Annotated in this window: 15 protein-coding genes; 9 read left to right on the plus strand and 6 right to left on the minus strand. The window is 61.3% G+C overall.

Translation table 11 applies throughout. The features are described 5' to 3' along the window. Nucleotides 1-44: 44 nt before the first annotated feature. Both EHW12_RS01650 and EHW12_RS34505 read right to left on the minus strand, forming a co-directional pair. Nucleotides 45-1,532, minus strand: coding sequence for a DUF1254 domain-containing protein (locus EHW12_RS01650; RefSeq protein ID WP_233272358.1), 1,488 nt, complete (start codon nucleotides 1,530-1,532; stop codon nucleotides 45-47). Nucleotides 1,533-1,630: 98 nt separating this feature from the next. Next, the gene (locus EHW12_RS34505; RefSeq protein WP_003943953.1) at nucleotides 1,631-1,804 is read right to left on the minus strand and encodes a hypothetical protein; all 174 of its coding nucleotides are present in this window, start codon (nucleotides 1,802-1,804) and stop codon (nucleotides 1,631-1,633) included. A gap of 246 nt (nucleotides 1,805-2,050) precedes the next feature. On the opposite strand from EHW12_RS34505, the gene EHW12_RS01655 reads away from it, so the two are divergent. The 3 genes from EHW12_RS01655 (at nucleotide 2,051) to EHW12_RS01665 (ending at nucleotide 3,547) form a co-directional block, all read left to right on the plus strand. Further along, nucleotides 2,051-2,734 (plus strand): YceI family protein, encoded by a 684-nt coding sequence (locus EHW12_RS01655; RefSeq protein ID WP_003943876.1) that lies wholly within the window; start codon nucleotides 2,051-2,053, stop codon nucleotides 2,732-2,734. Between the two features lie 123 nt (nucleotides 2,735-2,857). Next, nucleotides 2,858-3,208 carry a DUF202 domain-containing protein gene (locus EHW12_RS01660; RefSeq protein ID WP_050655626.1) on the plus strand — a complete coding sequence of 117 codons (351 nt, stop codon included), beginning with the start codon at nucleotides 2,858-2,860 and terminating at the stop codon, nucleotides 3,206-3,208. After that, nucleotides 3,209-3,547 (plus strand): DUF202 domain-containing protein, encoded by a 339-nt coding sequence (locus EHW12_RS01665; RefSeq protein ID WP_003943794.1) that lies wholly within the window; start codon nucleotides 3,209-3,211, stop codon nucleotides 3,545-3,547. On the opposite strand, the gene EHW12_RS01670 is transcribed toward EHW12_RS01665, so the two are convergent. Further along, nucleotides 3,513-4,454 carry a sterol desaturase family protein gene (locus tag EHW12_RS01670; protein ID WP_047271543.1) on the minus strand — a complete coding sequence of 314 codons (942 nt, stop codon included), beginning with the start codon at nucleotides 4,452-4,454 and terminating at the stop codon, nucleotides 3,513-3,515. The two genes, EHW12_RS01665 and EHW12_RS01670, sit on opposite strands and share 35 nt — an antisense overlap. Before the next feature lie 128 nt (nucleotides 4,455-4,582). Between EHW12_RS01670 and EHW12_RS01675 the strand changes: the two genes are divergently transcribed. Next, nucleotides 4,583-5,038 carry an Rrf2 family transcriptional regulator gene (locus EHW12_RS01675; protein WP_003943908.1) on the plus strand — a complete coding sequence of 152 codons (456 nt, stop codon included), beginning with the start codon at nucleotides 4,583-4,585 and terminating at the stop codon, nucleotides 5,036-5,038. A gap of 12 nt (nucleotides 5,039-5,050) precedes the next feature. On the opposite strand, the gene EHW12_RS01680 is transcribed toward EHW12_RS01675, so the two are convergent. Further along, the gene (locus EHW12_RS01680) at nucleotides 5,051-6,160 is read right to left on the minus strand and encodes a GGDEF domain-containing protein (RefSeq protein ID WP_020968182.1); all 1,110 of its coding nucleotides are present in this window, start codon (nucleotides 6,158-6,160) and stop codon (nucleotides 5,051-5,053) included. Between the two features lie 250 nt (nucleotides 6,161-6,410). Here EHW12_RS01680 and EHW12_RS01685 point away from each other — a divergent pair, with 250 nt between their 5' ends. The 5 genes from EHW12_RS01685 (at nucleotide 6,411) to EHW12_RS01705 (ending at nucleotide 14,055) form a co-directional block, all read left to right on the plus strand. Continuing rightward, on the plus strand, nucleotides 6,411-7,040 hold the full coding sequence (locus tag EHW12_RS01685; RefSeq protein ID WP_007731646.1) for a TetR/AcrR family transcriptional regulator: 630 nt from the start codon (nucleotides 6,411-6,413) through the stop codon (nucleotides 7,038-7,040). A 71-nt stretch (nucleotides 7,041-7,111) separates the two neighbouring features. Then, nucleotides 7,112-9,466: an MMPL family transporter gene (locus EHW12_RS01690; RefSeq protein WP_125050209.1), complete on the plus strand. Its 2,355-nt coding sequence runs from the start codon at nucleotides 7,112-7,114 to the stop codon at nucleotides 9,464-9,466. Between the two features lie 113 nt (nucleotides 9,467-9,579). Further along, nucleotides 9,580-11,313: an ABC transporter ATP-binding protein gene (locus tag EHW12_RS01695; protein ID WP_003943950.1), complete on the plus strand. Its 1,734-nt coding sequence runs from the start codon at nucleotides 9,580-9,582 to the stop codon at nucleotides 11,311-11,313. Continuing rightward, entirely contained in the window at nucleotides 11,310-13,241 is a 1,932-nt protein-coding gene (locus EHW12_RS01700; RefSeq protein WP_007731644.1) for an ABC transporter ATP-binding protein, read from the plus strand. Before EHW12_RS01695 ends, EHW12_RS01700 begins: the two co-directional genes overlap by 4 nt. Before the next feature lie 70 nt (nucleotides 13,242-13,311). After that, complete coding sequence (locus tag EHW12_RS01705; protein ID WP_007731643.1) at nucleotides 13,312-14,055, plus strand: IclR family transcriptional regulator; 744 nt, start codon at nucleotides 13,312-13,314, stop codon at nucleotides 14,053-14,055. Nucleotides 14,056-14,060: 5 nt separating this feature from the next. On the opposite strand, the gene EHW12_RS01710 is transcribed toward EHW12_RS01705, so the two are convergent. Further along, nucleotides 14,061-15,242, minus strand: a complete 1,182-nt coding sequence (locus EHW12_RS01710; RefSeq protein WP_125050210.1) for a multidrug effflux MFS transporter — start codon at nucleotides 15,240-15,242, stop codon at nucleotides 14,061-14,063. 7 nt (nucleotides 15,243-15,249) lie between these two features. Next, a complete protein-coding gene (locus EHW12_RS01715; RefSeq protein ID WP_007731641.1) occupies nucleotides 15,250-16,101 on the minus strand; it encodes an alpha/beta hydrolase in 852 nt (283 codons plus the stop codon). Nucleotides 16,102-16,140 lie beyond the last annotated feature (39 nt).

Here is a 16,140-nt window from a genome sequence, read left to right on the forward strand (position 1 = left end):
ACCTGTTCACGCAGGTGGGGAGCTTTTTTGTGCTTGGTGGCGCCCTATAGTCCCGTTGCTCGGACGACGTCAGGGAATCGGTAGGTTTCATCGAGGACTGATTTGTCGGGGACATAGCTGCGAATGATCAGTCGAAATTCGTCGTGCGGAGCGGGTAGCCAGTTGGCACGAGCATCCGGATCGGTCGGCTCGTCGTGAGACAGGTGCAAGGTGAGCTTCCCGTCACGAAAGACGAGATCGCCCGCGTCGAGATTGACGGTGCCGAGGTTGACGCGGTTACCCGGTGCGTCGGCGAGCATAAATGCGTCCTTGTCGTACATGGTCAGAGACCAGAAGCCGCCGCGACTGCGGTCGACGGGTGGGAGTGCGTCTTCTGTGAAGGTCATGGTGTACCGCTCGCGGCCGTGGAGCAACGCTCCGTCGTGGTCGGTACCCCGGATGAGGTAGACAGCCTCGTGAAAGTCGTTGACGTAAATGTAGATGACGGCCGCGAGCGCCCGTCCGAACCAGTCGGTGCCCCACAGGCCACTGTTGCGTTGCCGTTGCCATCCGTTGCCTGCGTCGACCCCGGTTTGGACGTAGCTCGCCGATTGATGGAGGGCGACGTCGGCGCGGAGCGCGGCGCGGTCGAGCAGCGCTCGGTACGACTTGTCCGAACGATGCAGTGCGACAAGCGTCTTGGCTTGATCAGCCATCGGGGTGTCTGCTGCGCCCATGGTCGGGTTGAAATCGAGCATTGCTGCAAGATCGGTCCAGAAAGATTCCGGCTTCACCCATTGAGGTCGACTGGCGTCGGGATCGGCCGCCAACATTTCGGCGGTGACGCCCTGAGGGTAGATCGAGTTCGCGGCGTGGGCCTCGTAGCCGAAGGACCGCGGGCCGGGTCGATCCTCGCTGAACGGGTACATGCCGATCTGGTCGAGCACCGACCGCGCCTGCTGCTTGGACGCCTCGGAACGTGCTGCGAAACTGCGAGGGAAGACACCAGCCACGTTCGTCGGTGATCGAAGCACATCGAGGAAGTCTTCCGGCAACTCGCCATCCCAATCAGGTCCGACCAGAAGGAACTTTCCGCCGGGAGTGCCTGTCGCCGAACCAAGTTGGTGAGTCACATTGGTCAGCACGTCGACGATCTGGATAGTCCAGTAATGGCCGTCGGATACCTCGGTCGGGGTCTGTATCACTGCGGTTTCGTCGGTGAGATCGGCGAATCCTGCGCCGTAGACCGTGTCGTTGTTGGGTGAGACGACCCACCGCTGCGCCGGGCTCATGTAGTCGGTGAGGGCACCGGTGTAATTCTTGGCGGCGCCTGGCAGAAGGCCGAGTTGGAGTCCGGTCTTGCCATCCATGATCTCCCACATGTTTGTACGGCCGAAGGTGTCCACAGCTGGATAGCCCCAGTAATAGACGATCCGGGCGAGGGCTTCCACGTAACTCTCAGCGGCCAGCGTTGCTGGAACTCCGGCCGATCTCGCCAGTTGAGCGTGTGCCGGCGTGAAACCTTGTGCGATTGAGTCGGTCGGGGAGTCCATGAAGTCATGGTGCCGGTGACCGTCCGCTGCATCATCACCCTTGCGGGGTGAACCGGTGAGGAAATCGAAAACCGGTTCTGTGTGCGCAATTCGAACGTTCAGGAGCGGCGGGCGATCCACTCTGCAGCGGCGGCATCGATGTCCTGCTTCAGCTTCTCGAAGAACGAAGGTGGCGGGGTGGGGATCAAATCTGCTGCGGTAGTGAGGGATCGACTGAGGGCGATCCGACGCTCGCGTAACTCGTCGTCGGTCAGGAGCGTCAGGTCCGCCATCGCGAGCTCCCTCGATCGGTGTGATTCGTGTTTCGGGCAGACCGTGCGCATCGGGATCGATGCATGATTCGATGCGCACGGCCCAGGCATTCCAGGCTGGGGGCCGGAATGCACAGTCGACTTTACCAAATGATTACTAATGGCTGTAGACGCGGCTCACCCTTCGGTGGTCGTGGAGCACTTTCACAGGGTTCTCCCAGGTCGTAAGTCCTGACAACTGTTGAAGCTGCAACTATCGTCGAGCCCATGAAAAAGATCTGGTGGATCGGCGGAGCAGTAGTTGTGGTCGTACTCGCCCTGCTCGTGGGGCCGTGGGCGTACGGGAAGTTCATCGCTGAAGACGATGCACCGGCGGCCGTGGTGTCCACTGAGGGCGCGGAGGCGGCGTCCGGATCGATCGACGGGCAGTGGACCGTCGTCGCCGGGCAGGGGGACAACCAGACGGCAGCTGGGTACACCGTGCACGAGATTCTCAACGGATCGAGTGTGACCGTCGTCGGAACCACTGGCGAGGTGAGCGGAAACGCGGTTGTCGAGGGTGAAAAGCTCACTTCCGGCGAGGTAACGGTGCAGGTGGCAAGCATCAAGACCGACTCGGATCGGCGCGACGGCCAGTTCACGGGCAATGTGATGGATACCAGCACGTATCCGACGGCGACGTTCACGATCGACTCGCCGGTGGACTTGTCTGCTGTACCGACGGACGGAACAACGGCGACGGTCACGGTGTCAGGAACGCTGACGCTCAAGGGTCAGTCCAAGCCGGTGTCGGTCGACATGACCGTGCTGCATTCGGGTGATTCGCTGATCGCATCGGGCTCGATTCCGGTCACCTGGACCGATTTCGGAGTCGAGCCTCCGTCCCTCGGTTTCGTCACCGTCGACGGCAGCGGTTCGGTGGACTTCCTGGTTTCACTCGCCGCGAGCTGAATTACGTCCACCCGATTCGCACTGCTTCGGGGCGGGCAGGGAAGATTAAGGACATGACCTTCCTTTCTTCTTGTCCGTTCCGAAGGCAGTGTGCGATCTCTGCCCGGACGGAATGAACAGGTGATGCCCCGGTGGAGACCGTTCCGAACGGGCGAAGACCCCGATCCACGGTTCACGCTCGCCAATGAGCGGACATATCTGGCTTGGATCCGCACTGCAACGGCCTTCGTCGCGTCGGGCGTCGGACTCGAAGCGTTCGGCGGCGACATTCTCGACCCGACGGTTCGATCCGGCTTGGCCGCGTTGTTGCTCGTCGGCGGTGCTCTGATCGCCATCACTTCCTTTGTCCACTGGATCAGCGCCGAGCGTGCACTGCGAACTGAGCGCTCGTTGCCGGTGCCGCTCATGGCGCCGGTCGTCGGCATCGTGCTGGTGATCTGCGCGACCGTCCTGGTGGTCGAGGTCGTGAACTGATTGACCGCGCTGGAACCGTCGGAAGGTGTCAAGCCTCCGGACAAGGGCTTGCAGTCCGAGCGCACATCGCTCTCGTTCGTGCGTACGAGTCTGTCGATCCTCGGCTTGTCTGCCGCCTGTCTGAGATGGTTGCCGCCGTTCGGGTCGGTGGCCCTGATCGGCCCGTCCGTCGCTGCCGTGCTCGTCGTCGCGGTGACGGTCTACGAACGTCGGTCGCGGCCCAGGCGGTTGGCCCAGTTTTCGGCCGAAAAGGCAACGCCCGCTTTGGGTATGGGAGCAACTCTCGCGGTCGCTCTGCTCCTGCTCAGTGCGACGGGGCTGTGGATTCTGCTGAAGTGACCTCGGCTTTCGGCGCCCAGCCGGGCGGGCCGAACACGTAGCCGGCTCGCTGCCGCCACGATGTCGACGCCTTCCAATCACGAGCAATGGCAGCATATTCGCGCGTTTGGAGCTTCCAGATGTTGTACGTTCCGACCGGCGTCGTGAGTCCGTAGGTGGGCCGGTGGGTTTCGGCTGCGAAGGTTCCGAACATCCGGTCCCAGATGATGAGGATTCCGGCGTAGTTGCGGTCGAGGTACTCGGCGTCGGAGCCGTGGTGGACGCGATGGTGTGACGGCGTGTTGAAGATGAATTCGATGGGCCGCCAGAGTTTTCCGACACGTTCGGTGTGGACGAAGAACTGGTAGACGAGGCTGACGGAGAAGCCGACGAACACCATCCACGGCGGGATCCCGAGGAACGGCAACGGCAACCACATGATGATCTCACCGCTGTTGTTCCACTTCTGCCGCAGTGCGGTGCTGAAATTGAAGTACTCGCTCGAATGGTGAGCCTGGTGTGTGGCCCAGATGACTCGAACTCGGTGTGCGATGCGGTGATACGCGTAATAGAGGACGTCGATTCCGAGCAGCAGGATCACCCAGGTGTACCAGGCAGTCGGCGAGAGGTGCCACGGAGCGAGATACACCCAGATTGCGGAATAGCCGATCAGCGCCAGCACTTTCCAGAAGGTGCTCGTTGCGATCGACACGAGTCCGAGTAGAACGCTGGTTCTGGCGTCGGCGCTTCGGTAGCCGCCCTGTGCCGGCCGTGCGCGTCCGTCGGCGTCGTCGGGATGATCTTCGAGCGCACGGGCCGCGAACCATTCGATTGCGAGGAAGATGACAAACGCGGGGATTGCGAGCGTAACGGGATCATGGAGCGGTTCGAGCAGTGACTTCCATGATTCGAGAAGGGTTTCCCACACGCGATTTGTCCTGTTCTCTAGCTCTGATCGTTACATCATGCATCAAAATGTAACGTCAGGGAACCCTTTGCGGCGAAGAACTCGCAGGTTTGTTGCGACTATTCATAGAACGATGGTAGGAATTGCCGGTGCATATCACCGCGAAGGTGGACTACGCCGTGCGGACTCTGGTCGAGCTCGCGGCAGTTGGTCCTGACCCGGCCAAGGCCGAGTTTCTCGCCAAATCCCAGGTAATACCCCACAAGTTCCTGGAAGCGGTGCTCTCGGACCTGCGGCGCGGCGGCTTGGTCAACAGCCGTCGAGGCCCGGACGGGGGATACTGGCTCGCTCGGTCCGCGGACGAGATCACGATTGCCGACGTCATACGAGCTGTCGAGGGACCGCTGGCTTCGATTCGGGGTCAGCGACCGGAAGACGTCGACTACGGGGGACCGGCAACGCCCCTCAAGGAGGTGTGGATTGCAGTGCGAGTCAACCTCCGTGCTGTGCTCGAAAATGTCACACTCACCGATGTTGCAGGTGGAGAGTTGCCCGAGTTCATTCACGAACTGACGGCAGATCCCGAGGCGTGGAATCGGCGCTGATACAGCCCGGTTTCAGTGTGCCCGTCGACGCGGAACTGCCATAGGAGCAGTGTTCGCGGTGTTGCCTCCCGCGGATTTTGCGTCGTACATCAGATGATCGGCCGCAACGATTGCTCGGGAGAACTCGTTGTAGTCGAACTCTTCCTGATGTGGGATGAAAGGTAGCGTCGCTGCGCCGACGCTGACCGTGGCCAGGGGGTCGTCGGAGGCGTTCACCACGGCTTTGGGGAGCGTCGCGATTCGTTTGCGAAGTCCGTACGGAGTACCGATCATCACAACGGTGAACTCCTCGCCGCCGGTGCGCGCGGCGTAACCGAAACCGTTCACATGCGCCTGCAGGCGCGTTCCGGTCCGGATGATGACGGCGTCACCGACTTCGTGGCCGAACGTGTCGTTCACCGCCTTGAACTTGTCGATGTCGACGACGGCAACAGCAATGTCGGCACGATTTGCCGACGCGACCGACCAGATGCGCTCCGACATGTCCCACAGTCCTCGTCGGTTCAACAGGCCGGTAAGCGCATCCACTTTGGATCCCGTTGCGCGCGCGAGTAATTGCCGCCAGGTGAACTGAATCGTGGCCGGAATGAAGATCACGGCACACAGGACGACGTCCGTGCGTGCGATCACGCTGGTTGTCGAGTAGTCGCCGTTCGTCAGGCCGAGCACCGTCAGGGCGATGACAAATGTCGTGGCAAAGGCGAGATGGAAGGCCAACCAGCGGTAATCGAGAAAATAGGTGAAGTAGGCGCCGGTGGCGACAAAGAGTGCCGCGCCGAAGAGGGCGGCGTTATGGCTGGTGAAGGTGATGAGAACCGAGGCAGTTCCGAGATCCGCCCACAGTCCGTAGAGCTTGAGCATGCGTGAACCTCTGATTCGGCCGACAAACCAGAGAATCGTAGGGATCAGGTTGACGGCCGCAATGCCGACGAGCCAACTGCGCGCAAACGGTCCGTCCGGGCCCTCTCCGCTGAGGAGAAACAGGAACGCCACGATCGAGAAATTGAGTGAGCAGAACCCGATGGTGAGACGGACGAGACGTAGTACGGAGCCTCGTCCGGACTTCGATCCCCACAGCATCACCGTGGACGAAACCGGCCAGGTGTGCAGGAGCGGGTCCATCAGATTCCTTCGCCGAGCAAATTACGGTTAATTCACCGCAAAGTATGTCAGGCCATGTTGATTCACGCGTCAACTTGGCAGGCGGCGTCAGGCTGCGGAGTTGCTCGCAACTCTCTCCGTCGCGCTGTTCAGGCATTTGCCGTGCGTGAGTGTGAGGTACGCCTCGAGTTTCCGTGCCGTGTGTTCGATCGCACAATATTGCAGACCTCTGCAAAGTTGCAGAGCTCTGCAAGTTCGGTACCGTGTTGGGGTGATCATCGAACAAGGCCTTCGTGACCGCAAGAAGGCAGCAACCCGTGCCGCACTCAGCGGCGCGGCAGCACGGCTCGCTCGTGCGCTGGGGATCGAATGCGTCACCGCTGACGCAATCGCCTCCGAGGCCGGAGTGTCGACGAGGACGTTCCACAACTACTTCTCCAGCAAGGAGGAGGCAGTGCTCGCCAGTTTCGAGGAATCGGTGAACCTGTGGATCGAGGCGCTTGCGTCGCGGCCCGCGGACGAACCTATTCTCGACGTCCTCGAAGAACTTGTGGTCGAAATCGTGAACGACTCAGGTCCGAGTGGGAGTGAGAAGGCAAGTATCTGGCTGCTGTCGGATTCGAGTCCCGCGCTCTACCGGGATGCCGCAGACATGCATCAGCGGATCAACCGTGCAGTAGTTCAGGCATTGGCGGAACGCACCGGTACCGACGCCGAGAAGGACCTGTACCCGACGCTCCTCCTGGGAGCGGTGGGCGGAGCCGCTAAATCGGTGATCGACGTCTGGACTGGCGGAAAGTCGGAGGCTTCCAGTCCGGAAGAGTTGGTTCACGACGCTTTTAGGCAGATTCGTGCCGGGTTGCCCGCGCCGCCGCCTGCCCCTGAGATGTCGCGTCCCTGAGATGTCTCGTCTCTGAGCCCCACACGTAATACCTGTCCACGTACACGCACCGAAACAGCAAGGAGCCCGTCGTGGCCACCTATCTTTATCGGATCGGCAAGTTCGCCTACCGGCGAAAAGGCGCGGTCCTCAGCGTTTGGCTGATAATCCTGGTCCTGATGGGCGTCGGGGCAGCGACTCTGTCCGGCCCCACCAAGGATTCGTTCTCCATTCCGGGAACCCCGGCGCAGCAGGCGCAAGACCTGATGGCGGAGCGTTTTCCAGACGCGCCCAATCCTATGGATTCGCTGAGCGCGCGATACGTAGTGCAAGCTCCGGCAGGCACGACGCTGGCCGATCCGGCGAACGTCAAGGCCATGGACGACATGCTCGCGAGTATTCGTGGCATCGACAAGGTCGCCGACTCTGCCAAGGTGGACCCGGCGACTGCCACTCCGGAACAGGCCGCGAAGGCGTTGGTCAATCCGGTTACCGGCAACGACTCCATGGTTGCGATGTTCAAGGAAAAGGCTGCTGCGGCTGGATCTTCCGAGACACAGGCCGTGGACGACGCGCGTGCGTTGTCGCCGCTCAGTGCCGACGGCACAGTCGGGTACGTCGAGGTTCCGTTCAGCGGTGACTTCGCCGATCTCGATCAGGCGTTGCGTGATTCGATCAACTCCGCAGCCGATGTCGGTCGGGCCGAGGGACTCAACGTCCAGGTCAGTGGTTCTGCTGCTCAGGAAGCGGAGATGCCCGGTGGTGTCACCGAGCTGATCGGTATCGCCGTTGCCGCAGTCGTTCTGGCCATCACGTTCGGTTCGCTTGTGGCCGCGGGGCTTCCGCTCCTCACCGCGATCATCGGTATCGCTATCGGCAGCCTCGGAATCACGGTTGCCACCGGATTCATGGATCTCAGTTCGATGACTCCGACGCTGGCGATCATGATCGGTCTGGCTGTGGCGATCGACTACTCGCTGTTCATCATGTCTAGGTTCAGGCATGAGCTCACCCTTACCGACAACCGTGCCGAAGCAGCAGGTCGCGCCGTCGGAACCGCCGGTTCCGCAGTGGTATTCGCTGGTTTGACGGTCATCATCGCTCTGGTTGCATTGCGCGTCGTCGGCATCCCGTTCCTCTCCGATATGGGTGCGGCAGCGGCCTTTACCGTGCTGATCGCGGTTCTGATCGCCTTGACCTTGCTGCCTGCGATCCTGGGTATGTTCGGACGCAAGGCTTTTGCCGGCAAGATTCCCTTCCTCAGCAAGCGCGCTGAGGAGTCCGAAGACGAAGATTCGGGCAAGCCGAAGTTGGCTCTGCGCTTCATCAGTGCCGTCGTCCGTCGTCCGCTCGTGCCGCTGATCGGTGGAGTAGTGCTTCTGGGCGCATTGGCTCTGCCCGCAACGGGATTGAGCCTGGCACTGCCGTCGGAGGCCACCGGTGACCCGGCGACCAGTGCGCGTCAGGCATACGACCTGATCGACGAGGGCTTCGGTGACGGTCGCAACGGACCGCTCATCGCCGTTGTCGACGCCAAGGATGCCAGCGTTCCCGCCGGGGAGGCCTTTGCGGAGGTCGTCTCGACCATCTCGGGCTTCGATGACGTCCAGAACGCACAGGTCGTCGGGGTCAACGAGGCCGGTGACACCGCGCAGGTACTGATCACTCCGAAGAGTGGTCCGACCGACCCCGCCACGATGGATCTGGTGTCCAGCCTTCGTGGAGCCGAAGGCGGACTCAACGATTCGATCGGCGTCAGCTACGGCATCACCGGTCAGACCGCACTCGAAGGCGACGTCTCGGACACGCTGAAGGATGCATTGGTGCCCTACCTGGCCGTCGTCGTCGGCCTTGCATTCATCTTGTTGCTCTTGGTGTTCCGTTCGATCCTGGTTCCGCTGACGGCGACGCTCGGCTTCCTGCTCAGCGTGCTCGCGACCTTCGGTGCGACGGTGGCGATCTTCCAGCACGGTTGGTTGGGCATCATCTCGAACCCGCAACCACTCGTGAGTTTCATGCCGATCTTCCTGATCGGTGTGGTGTTCGGACTCGCGATGGACTACCAGGTGTTCCTCGTGACGCGTATGCGTGAGGAGTACGTCCACGGCGCGAGCGCGAAGGAGGCCGTGACCATCGGCTTCAACCATGGCGCCCGGGTCGTCAGTGCGGCCGCGGTCATCATGATCTCCGTGTTCGGTGCCTTCATCGCGGAACCGAACTCGTTCATCAAGTCGATCGGCTTCGCGCTTGCCGCGGCGGTGTTCTTCGACGCCTTCATCGTGCGCATGGTGATCATCCCGTCCGTCATGGCACTGCTCGGCGACAAGGCGTGGTGGTTGCCGAAGTGGCTGGACAAGATTCTGCCGAACGTCGACATCGAGGGCGAGAAGCTCAGCAAGGCCCTCCGTGAAGAAAAGGAAGCGGAGCTTCAGTCCGCATCTGCTTGATCTCTGCTGTGCGCCTTTATTAACCCCCGCGGTTAATAAAGGCGCACAGCAGTTTTTGTGTATCGAAATATCCAGCGGCACATGTCGGCCAGGATTGGTAACCTTCGCTCACTATGCTGATCAGGCTGCTGCGCACTTATCTGACGCCGTACCGGGGTGAACTCACGGGCGTTGTCGTCCTGCAGTTTATTTCGACTATGGCGGCCCTTTACCTTCCGAGTCTCAATGCCGACATCATCGACAACGGCGTGACGAAAGGCGACACCGGCTACATCCTCTCCACCGGCGGGATGATGCTGATGGTCACGCTCACGCAGATCCTGTGCTCGGTGGGGGCCGTCTTCTTCGGTGCGCGAGTCGCCATGGGCGTCGGACGCGATCTCCGAGCGTCGGTGCTGCATCAGGTCGGGACGTTCTCGGCCCGAGAGGTCGGGCACTTCGGTGCGCCTTCGCTGATCACCCGCAACACCAACGACGTCCAGCAAGTGCAGATGATGGTCGTGATGAGTTGCACCATCCTCGTCATGGCGCCGATCATGTGCGTCGGCGGCATCATCATGGCTCTGCGCCAGGACCTGAATCTGTCCTGGATCCTGGGGATCAGCGTCCCGCTTCTCGTAGTCTCGATGGGTTTCCTGATTGCCCGGATGGTCCCCGGATTCAGGGTCATGCAGGGCCGCCTCGACGCCGTCAACCGTGTTCTTCGCGAACAGATCACGGGCATCCGTGTCGTCCGAGCGTTTGTACGGGAACCGTACGAGGTAGAGCGTTTCGGCGATGCCAACCGTGAGCTGACGGAGACTGCACTCGGCGTCGGCCGCCTCATGGCACTGATGTTCCCGCTCGTGATGCTGATCAGCAATGTCACCAGCGTCGCGGTCATCTGGTTCGGTGGCCATCAGATCAACGAGGGCTCGATGCAGATCGGCTCGCTCACCGCGATGCTCAGCTACATCATGCAGATCCTGATGGCCGTCATGATGGCCACTTTCATGGCGGTGATGCTGCCGCGTGCGTCGGTGTGCGCCGAACGTATCTCCGAGGTGCTCGACACGGATTCGTCGGTGATTCCGCCCGAGAACCCGGTCCGAGAACTGAAGGACCCGGGAGTCGTCGAACTTCGTGGCGCTCAGTTCCAGTTCCCCGGAGCCGAGGAACCTGTATTGCGCGACATCACCTTCCGCGCCGAACCAGGCAAGACGACGGCGATCATCGGCGGCACCGGATCGGGAAAGACCACTCTGCTCAACCTGATTCCGCGATTGATCGACTCCACCTCCGGATCGGTATCGGTGGGAGGAGTCGACGTCCGCGACATCGACACGGAGTTGCTCTGCTCGGTGATCGGTCTGGTCCCGCAGAAGCCGTATCTGTTCTCGGGCACTGTCGCCACCAATCTCCGCTACGGAAACCCCGAAGCTACCGACGAATGGCTGTGGGAGTGCCTCGAGATCGCCCAAGCTGCCGACTTCGTTCGCGCCATGCCCGAAGGCCTGGACACACCGGTGGCACAAGGCGGTACGACGGTATCGGGCGGCCAGCGTCAGAGACTCGCCATCGCCAGAGCGTTGGTGCGTAAGCCACAGATCTATCTGTTCGACGATTCCTTCTCGGCACTCGACCTCACTACTGATGCGAGGCTGCGTGCGGCGCTCCGGCCGGTCACGCAAGACGCCTGCATCGTCGTTGTCGCGCAGCGTATTTCCACCATCGTGGAAGCCGATCAGATCATCGTGCTCGACGACGGCGCCATCGTGGGGATCGGCACGCACGACGAACTCGTGGTCAGTTGTCCCACCTACGGCGAAATCGTCGCCTCTCAGCTAGCCGTACAGGACGCATCATGAGCAATCGACCGACTTCCTCGCCTCCCATCGGCCCGCCCGGCGGCGGCGATCCCACAAAGAAGGCCATGAACTTCGGCCCTTCGCTCAAACGTCTCCTCGGTCGCTTGAGCCCCGACAAGCCGATCGTCGTCCTGATCTTCGCTTTGGTGACGGCAAGCGTCGTACTTTCCTCGATCGCGCCGAAGATCCTGGGAAACGCCACCAACCTGATCTTCGACGGCATCGTCAGCAAGCAACTCCAGCCGGGCACTACAAAGGAACAGGCTGTCGAGGGATTGCGTGCCTCGGGGCAAGGTCAGCTCGCGGACATGGTGTCCGGCATGGCCGTTGTGCCCGGAACCGGAATCGATTTCGACGCCGTCGGCAAGGTCTTGATGATCGTGCTGCTGCTGTTCGTCTGTGCGTCGCTGTTCAGTTGGTTGCAGGCGTATCTGCTCAACATCGTGGTGCAGCGGACCGTTCGCCGGTTGCGTGAGGATGTCGAGCAGAAGATTCACCGACTTCCCTTGCGGTACTTCGATACCCATGCCCGCGGTGATGTTCTCTCGCGTGTGACCAATGACATCGACAACGTCGCGCAGAGCTTGCAGCAGACGCTCAGCCAGTTGGTCATGTCGGTGATGACCGTCCTGGGCATTCTGGTGATGATGCTGTGGATCTCACCGTTGCTCGCCTTGATCGCGGTGGCAACTGTTCCGCTGTCGATCATGGTCACAGCGTTCATCGCGAAGCGTTCACAGAAGCACTTCGTGGCGCAGTGGAAGAGCACCGGCGGAATCAACGCACAGGTCGAGGAAGCGTTCAGCGGCCACGAGTTGGTCAAGGTGTTCGGCCGCCAGCAGGAGGTCGAGGAGCGCTTCCGCAAGCAGAACGAGGATCTGTACGAGTCCAGCTTCAAGGCGCAGTTCATTTCCGGTCTGGTCATGCCGGCCGTGATGTTCCTGGGCAACCTCAACTACGTCGCCATCGCAGTGGTGGGTGGCATGCGCGTCGCATCCGGAACGATGACGCTCGGCGATGTGCAAGCGTTCATCCAGTACTCGCGGCAGTTCACCCAGCCGCTCACGCAGATAGCGTCGATGACCAATCTGCTGCAGTCCGGCGTCGCTTCGGCCGAGCGGGTCTTCGCGCTGCTCGACCAAGACGAGCAGTCGGAGGACCCGAAGAGCGCGAAGTCGCCCACGGTCGACAAGGGTCGCGTCAAGTTCGAGAACGTCACCTTCAGTTACAAGCCGGAACAGCCGCTGATCGAGGACCTGTCCCTGACTGCCGAGCCGGGCCAGATGGTTGCGATCGTCGGACCCACCGGCGCAGGCAAGACCACCCTCGTCAACCTCATCCTGCGGTTCTACGAACTCAATTCGGGCCGAATCACTTTGGACGGCATCGACATCGCCGACATGACGCGAGACGATCTGCGCTCACGGATCGGCATGGTTCTGCAGGACGCATGGCTGTTCGGTGGAACCATCCGCGAGAACATCGCCTACGGCAAGCCTGGTGCCACCGACGAGGAGATTCGTCGTGCGGCCGAGATGAGCTACGTCGACAAGTTCGTGCACTCTCTGCCTGAGGGTTACGACACGGTCATCGACGAGGAAGGCAGCAACGTCAGTGCGGGCGAGAAGCAGCTCATCACCATCGCCCGCGCCTTCATCTCGCAGCCGTCCATCCTGATCCTCGACGAGGCGACCAGTTCGGTGGACACGCGCACCGAACTGCTGGTCCAGAGCGCCACCGCGGTTCTGCGCAACGACCGCACCAGCTTTGTCATCGCGCACCGTCTTTCGACAATTCGTGATGCGAACCTGATCGTGGTGATGGAGGAAGGCCGGATCGTGGAGCAGGGGAGCCATGAGGCTCTGCTCGAATCCCGCGGCGCGTACTTCCGTCTGTACAACAGCCAATTCGTGGGCGCGGAGATCTGATGCCTCAGTAGACTGGAGCAGACTTGGTCCGCTGGGTGGACCACATTCTGTGTACTGGAGGCGCTCGGCGATGCATTCGTTGCTGGGGAAAGCGCGCCTGATACTCGATTCCTTCGATGCGGATTCGGGTGCGCTGTCGCTGACCGAACTTGCGAATCGGAGTGGTGTTGCGAAGGCGACGGTGCATCGAATAGCCGGTGAACTGGTGTCTCTTGGTCTACTGGAACGGGTCGGAACCAAGTACAGGTTGGGGTTACGGCTCTTCGAACTGGGGCAGTTGGTTCCTCGTCAACGTATTCTGCGCGAGGTGTCCTTGACGTATGTGCAGGATCTTCACGCGGCGACCCGGGAGACGGTTCACCTCGCGATTCGCGACGGCCTCGATGTTCTGTACATCGACAAGATCTCCGGTCATCACGGGGTGGACCTGCCGTCGCGGGTGGCTGGCCGGCTGCCGATGTATGCCACGGCAACCGGCAAAGCGATACTCGCGTACTCACCGGATTCCGTTTTTCGAGCGGTGACAGGCAACGGATTTGTCGAGTTCACCGATCGGACGGTGAACTCGGAAGACGGGTTACGTAGGCAACTCGACGCTGTTCGTTCGCAGCAGTTGGCGGTCGAGACCGAAGAGGTTCGCCTGGGAACATCGAGTATCGCTGCCCCGATCTTCGGTGGACTTGGTGAAGCAGTTGCCGCGATCGGTGTGTCGAGTCCGCGGTATCGAATGGACACCGAGCGTTTTGCCGAACCGTTGCGCGCGGCGGCCGAAGGGATCAGCCGGAAGGTATCGGTTCTCGAACGCTCGGCATAACCGTTTTATCGACGCACGCAGAGCAGCGCGATCACGCCGAGAACCGAAGCCCCGGTCATGGAGATGGCCACGGCAAGACTGGTGTTGCCGAGAAGGCCGACGATGGGCGCAACCACAGCGGCAGCGCCGAACTGCGCAAATCCGATCAGCGCGGCTGCTGAGCCTGCGGCTTCTCCGTGACGGGACAGTGCAACCGCCGGTGCGTTGGGCATGACAAAACCCGTTGCGCAGAGCATCAGCAGGATGGGGACGGCAAACCCGACGAATCCCCACGAGTTGGTGGCGGCAACAACAACAAATGCAGCGCCGACGGCACTACTGCCCCACATTGCCCAGATCGTGATGGAATTCGGCGACCACCGGCCGAGAAGCACGACGTTGAGCTGGGACGAACCGATCAGAACGACGGCGCCGCCGGCAAAGGCAAATCCGTATGCGGTGGCGCTCAGTCCGAACTGTTCCTGCATCACGTAGGACGACGCGGCGATGTACGACCACAAAACGCCGCGGCCGAGACCGCACACGAGCACCAACACCATGAAGTGGGCATCCTTGCCGAGCGCAATGTAGTTTCGCGCGATGGCGCCGATGCCCTTGCCCGACCGATTCTCGGGTGGAAGTGTTTCCGGCAGCGATACTGCCGCGAGTGCGATCATCGCGATGCCCAGGATGAAGAGAGCGAGAAAGACTCCGCGCCACTGTGTTACGGACATCAGTGCCCCGCCGATGGAGGGGGCCAGGATGGGCGCTACGCCCATGACCAACATCAGCCGCGAAAGTACAACTGCCGCATCGTGTCCGGTGAATAGATCACGAACGATTGCCATCGCGATCACGCCTGTCGCGGCGGCGCCGAAACCTTGAAGGGTTCGCAGCGCAGTGAGGACTTCGATGGACGGAGCAAAGAAGCAGGCCAACGACGCGCCGACGTGAATTACTGTGCCCACGAGCAGGGGACGTCGACGTCCGTAGATGTCGGACAGTGGGCCGATGAGCAACTGGCCGAAAGCCAGACCCAGCAGTGTGCCCGTCAGGGTCAGCTGAACCATCGTGTCCGACGTGCCGAATTCCTGCGTGATCTGTGGCAGCGCAGGAAGATACATGTCGACGGTGAACGGCCCGAGGGCGGTGAGAATTCCGAGAAGCAGTACCAATCGGATCCGTGCACCGCCCGTCGGGGCGATCACCGTTCGTTCAGTTGTGCTGTTGGTCAAGGAAACCCGAAACTACACTGTAGTAGTCGTATGGTCGTTCTTCCTGAAGATGATGCGACGCCTTGTCCATGATGTAGAGATGGCCATGGGGAATCATCCGCGCAAGCATGAGCGGGTAGTCCGGGGTGAGGAATGCGTCGTGCATGCCCCAGGCGAAGAGCGTCGGCGCCTGGATCTGACCGAGTTCAGCTGTGAGATCCTGCCAATCGCCACGAGGTGAGTCCGCCGAGGCAGCCAGGGCCATTTCTTCGGGGTCGAGACTTTGCTCGTATCGCATCTGGAGGGTTTCGGCGGGCAACTTCGATCCGTCGAACCATTCGAGACTGGTGATCAAGGTGCGGAGTTTTTCGAGGGTGGGGCCGGTGCCGCCGTAGTAGACGTCGCGGGCGTTGCGGCCACGACGGCCATCCTCGGGGAGCGGCGCGAGTGGACCGTAGAAGACGGGCATGCTGCCCGTGATCACCAGGGAGCGAACGCGCTCCGGGTACTTTGCCGCAAGATTGAGCGCTATGGTGCCGCCCCACGAGTTGCAGACGAAGTCTGCGCGTTCGATTCCGAGTTCGTCGAGCAGGGCAACCACCTTGGCGGCGTGGAAGTCCCACATTGGGCCGGCGATGGTGCACTTGTCGGACCGACCGTATTGCAGCAGATCAACGAGAATCGCTCGTCGATCCGAGGCGAAGAGCGGTGCCACCGGCCCGAAGTCGGACCACGCAGTGCAGCCGGGGCCGCCTCCGTGCAGGAAAATCGTGGGGTCGCCCTCGCCGAGGTCGTAGTAATGGAATGTGACGCCATCTGCTTTGGCGTACAAGCTCTTCGGTTGATCAGCCATGGCTATACCTGACCTCGAGGTGAGCGGTATGGGAAGTAT

It is taken from the genome of Rhodococcus sp. NJ-530 (genome assembly GCF_003860625.1).
Classification (GTDB): Bacteria; Actinomycetota; Actinomycetes; order Mycobacteriales; family Mycobacteriaceae; genus Rhodococcus_F; species Rhodococcus_F qingshengii.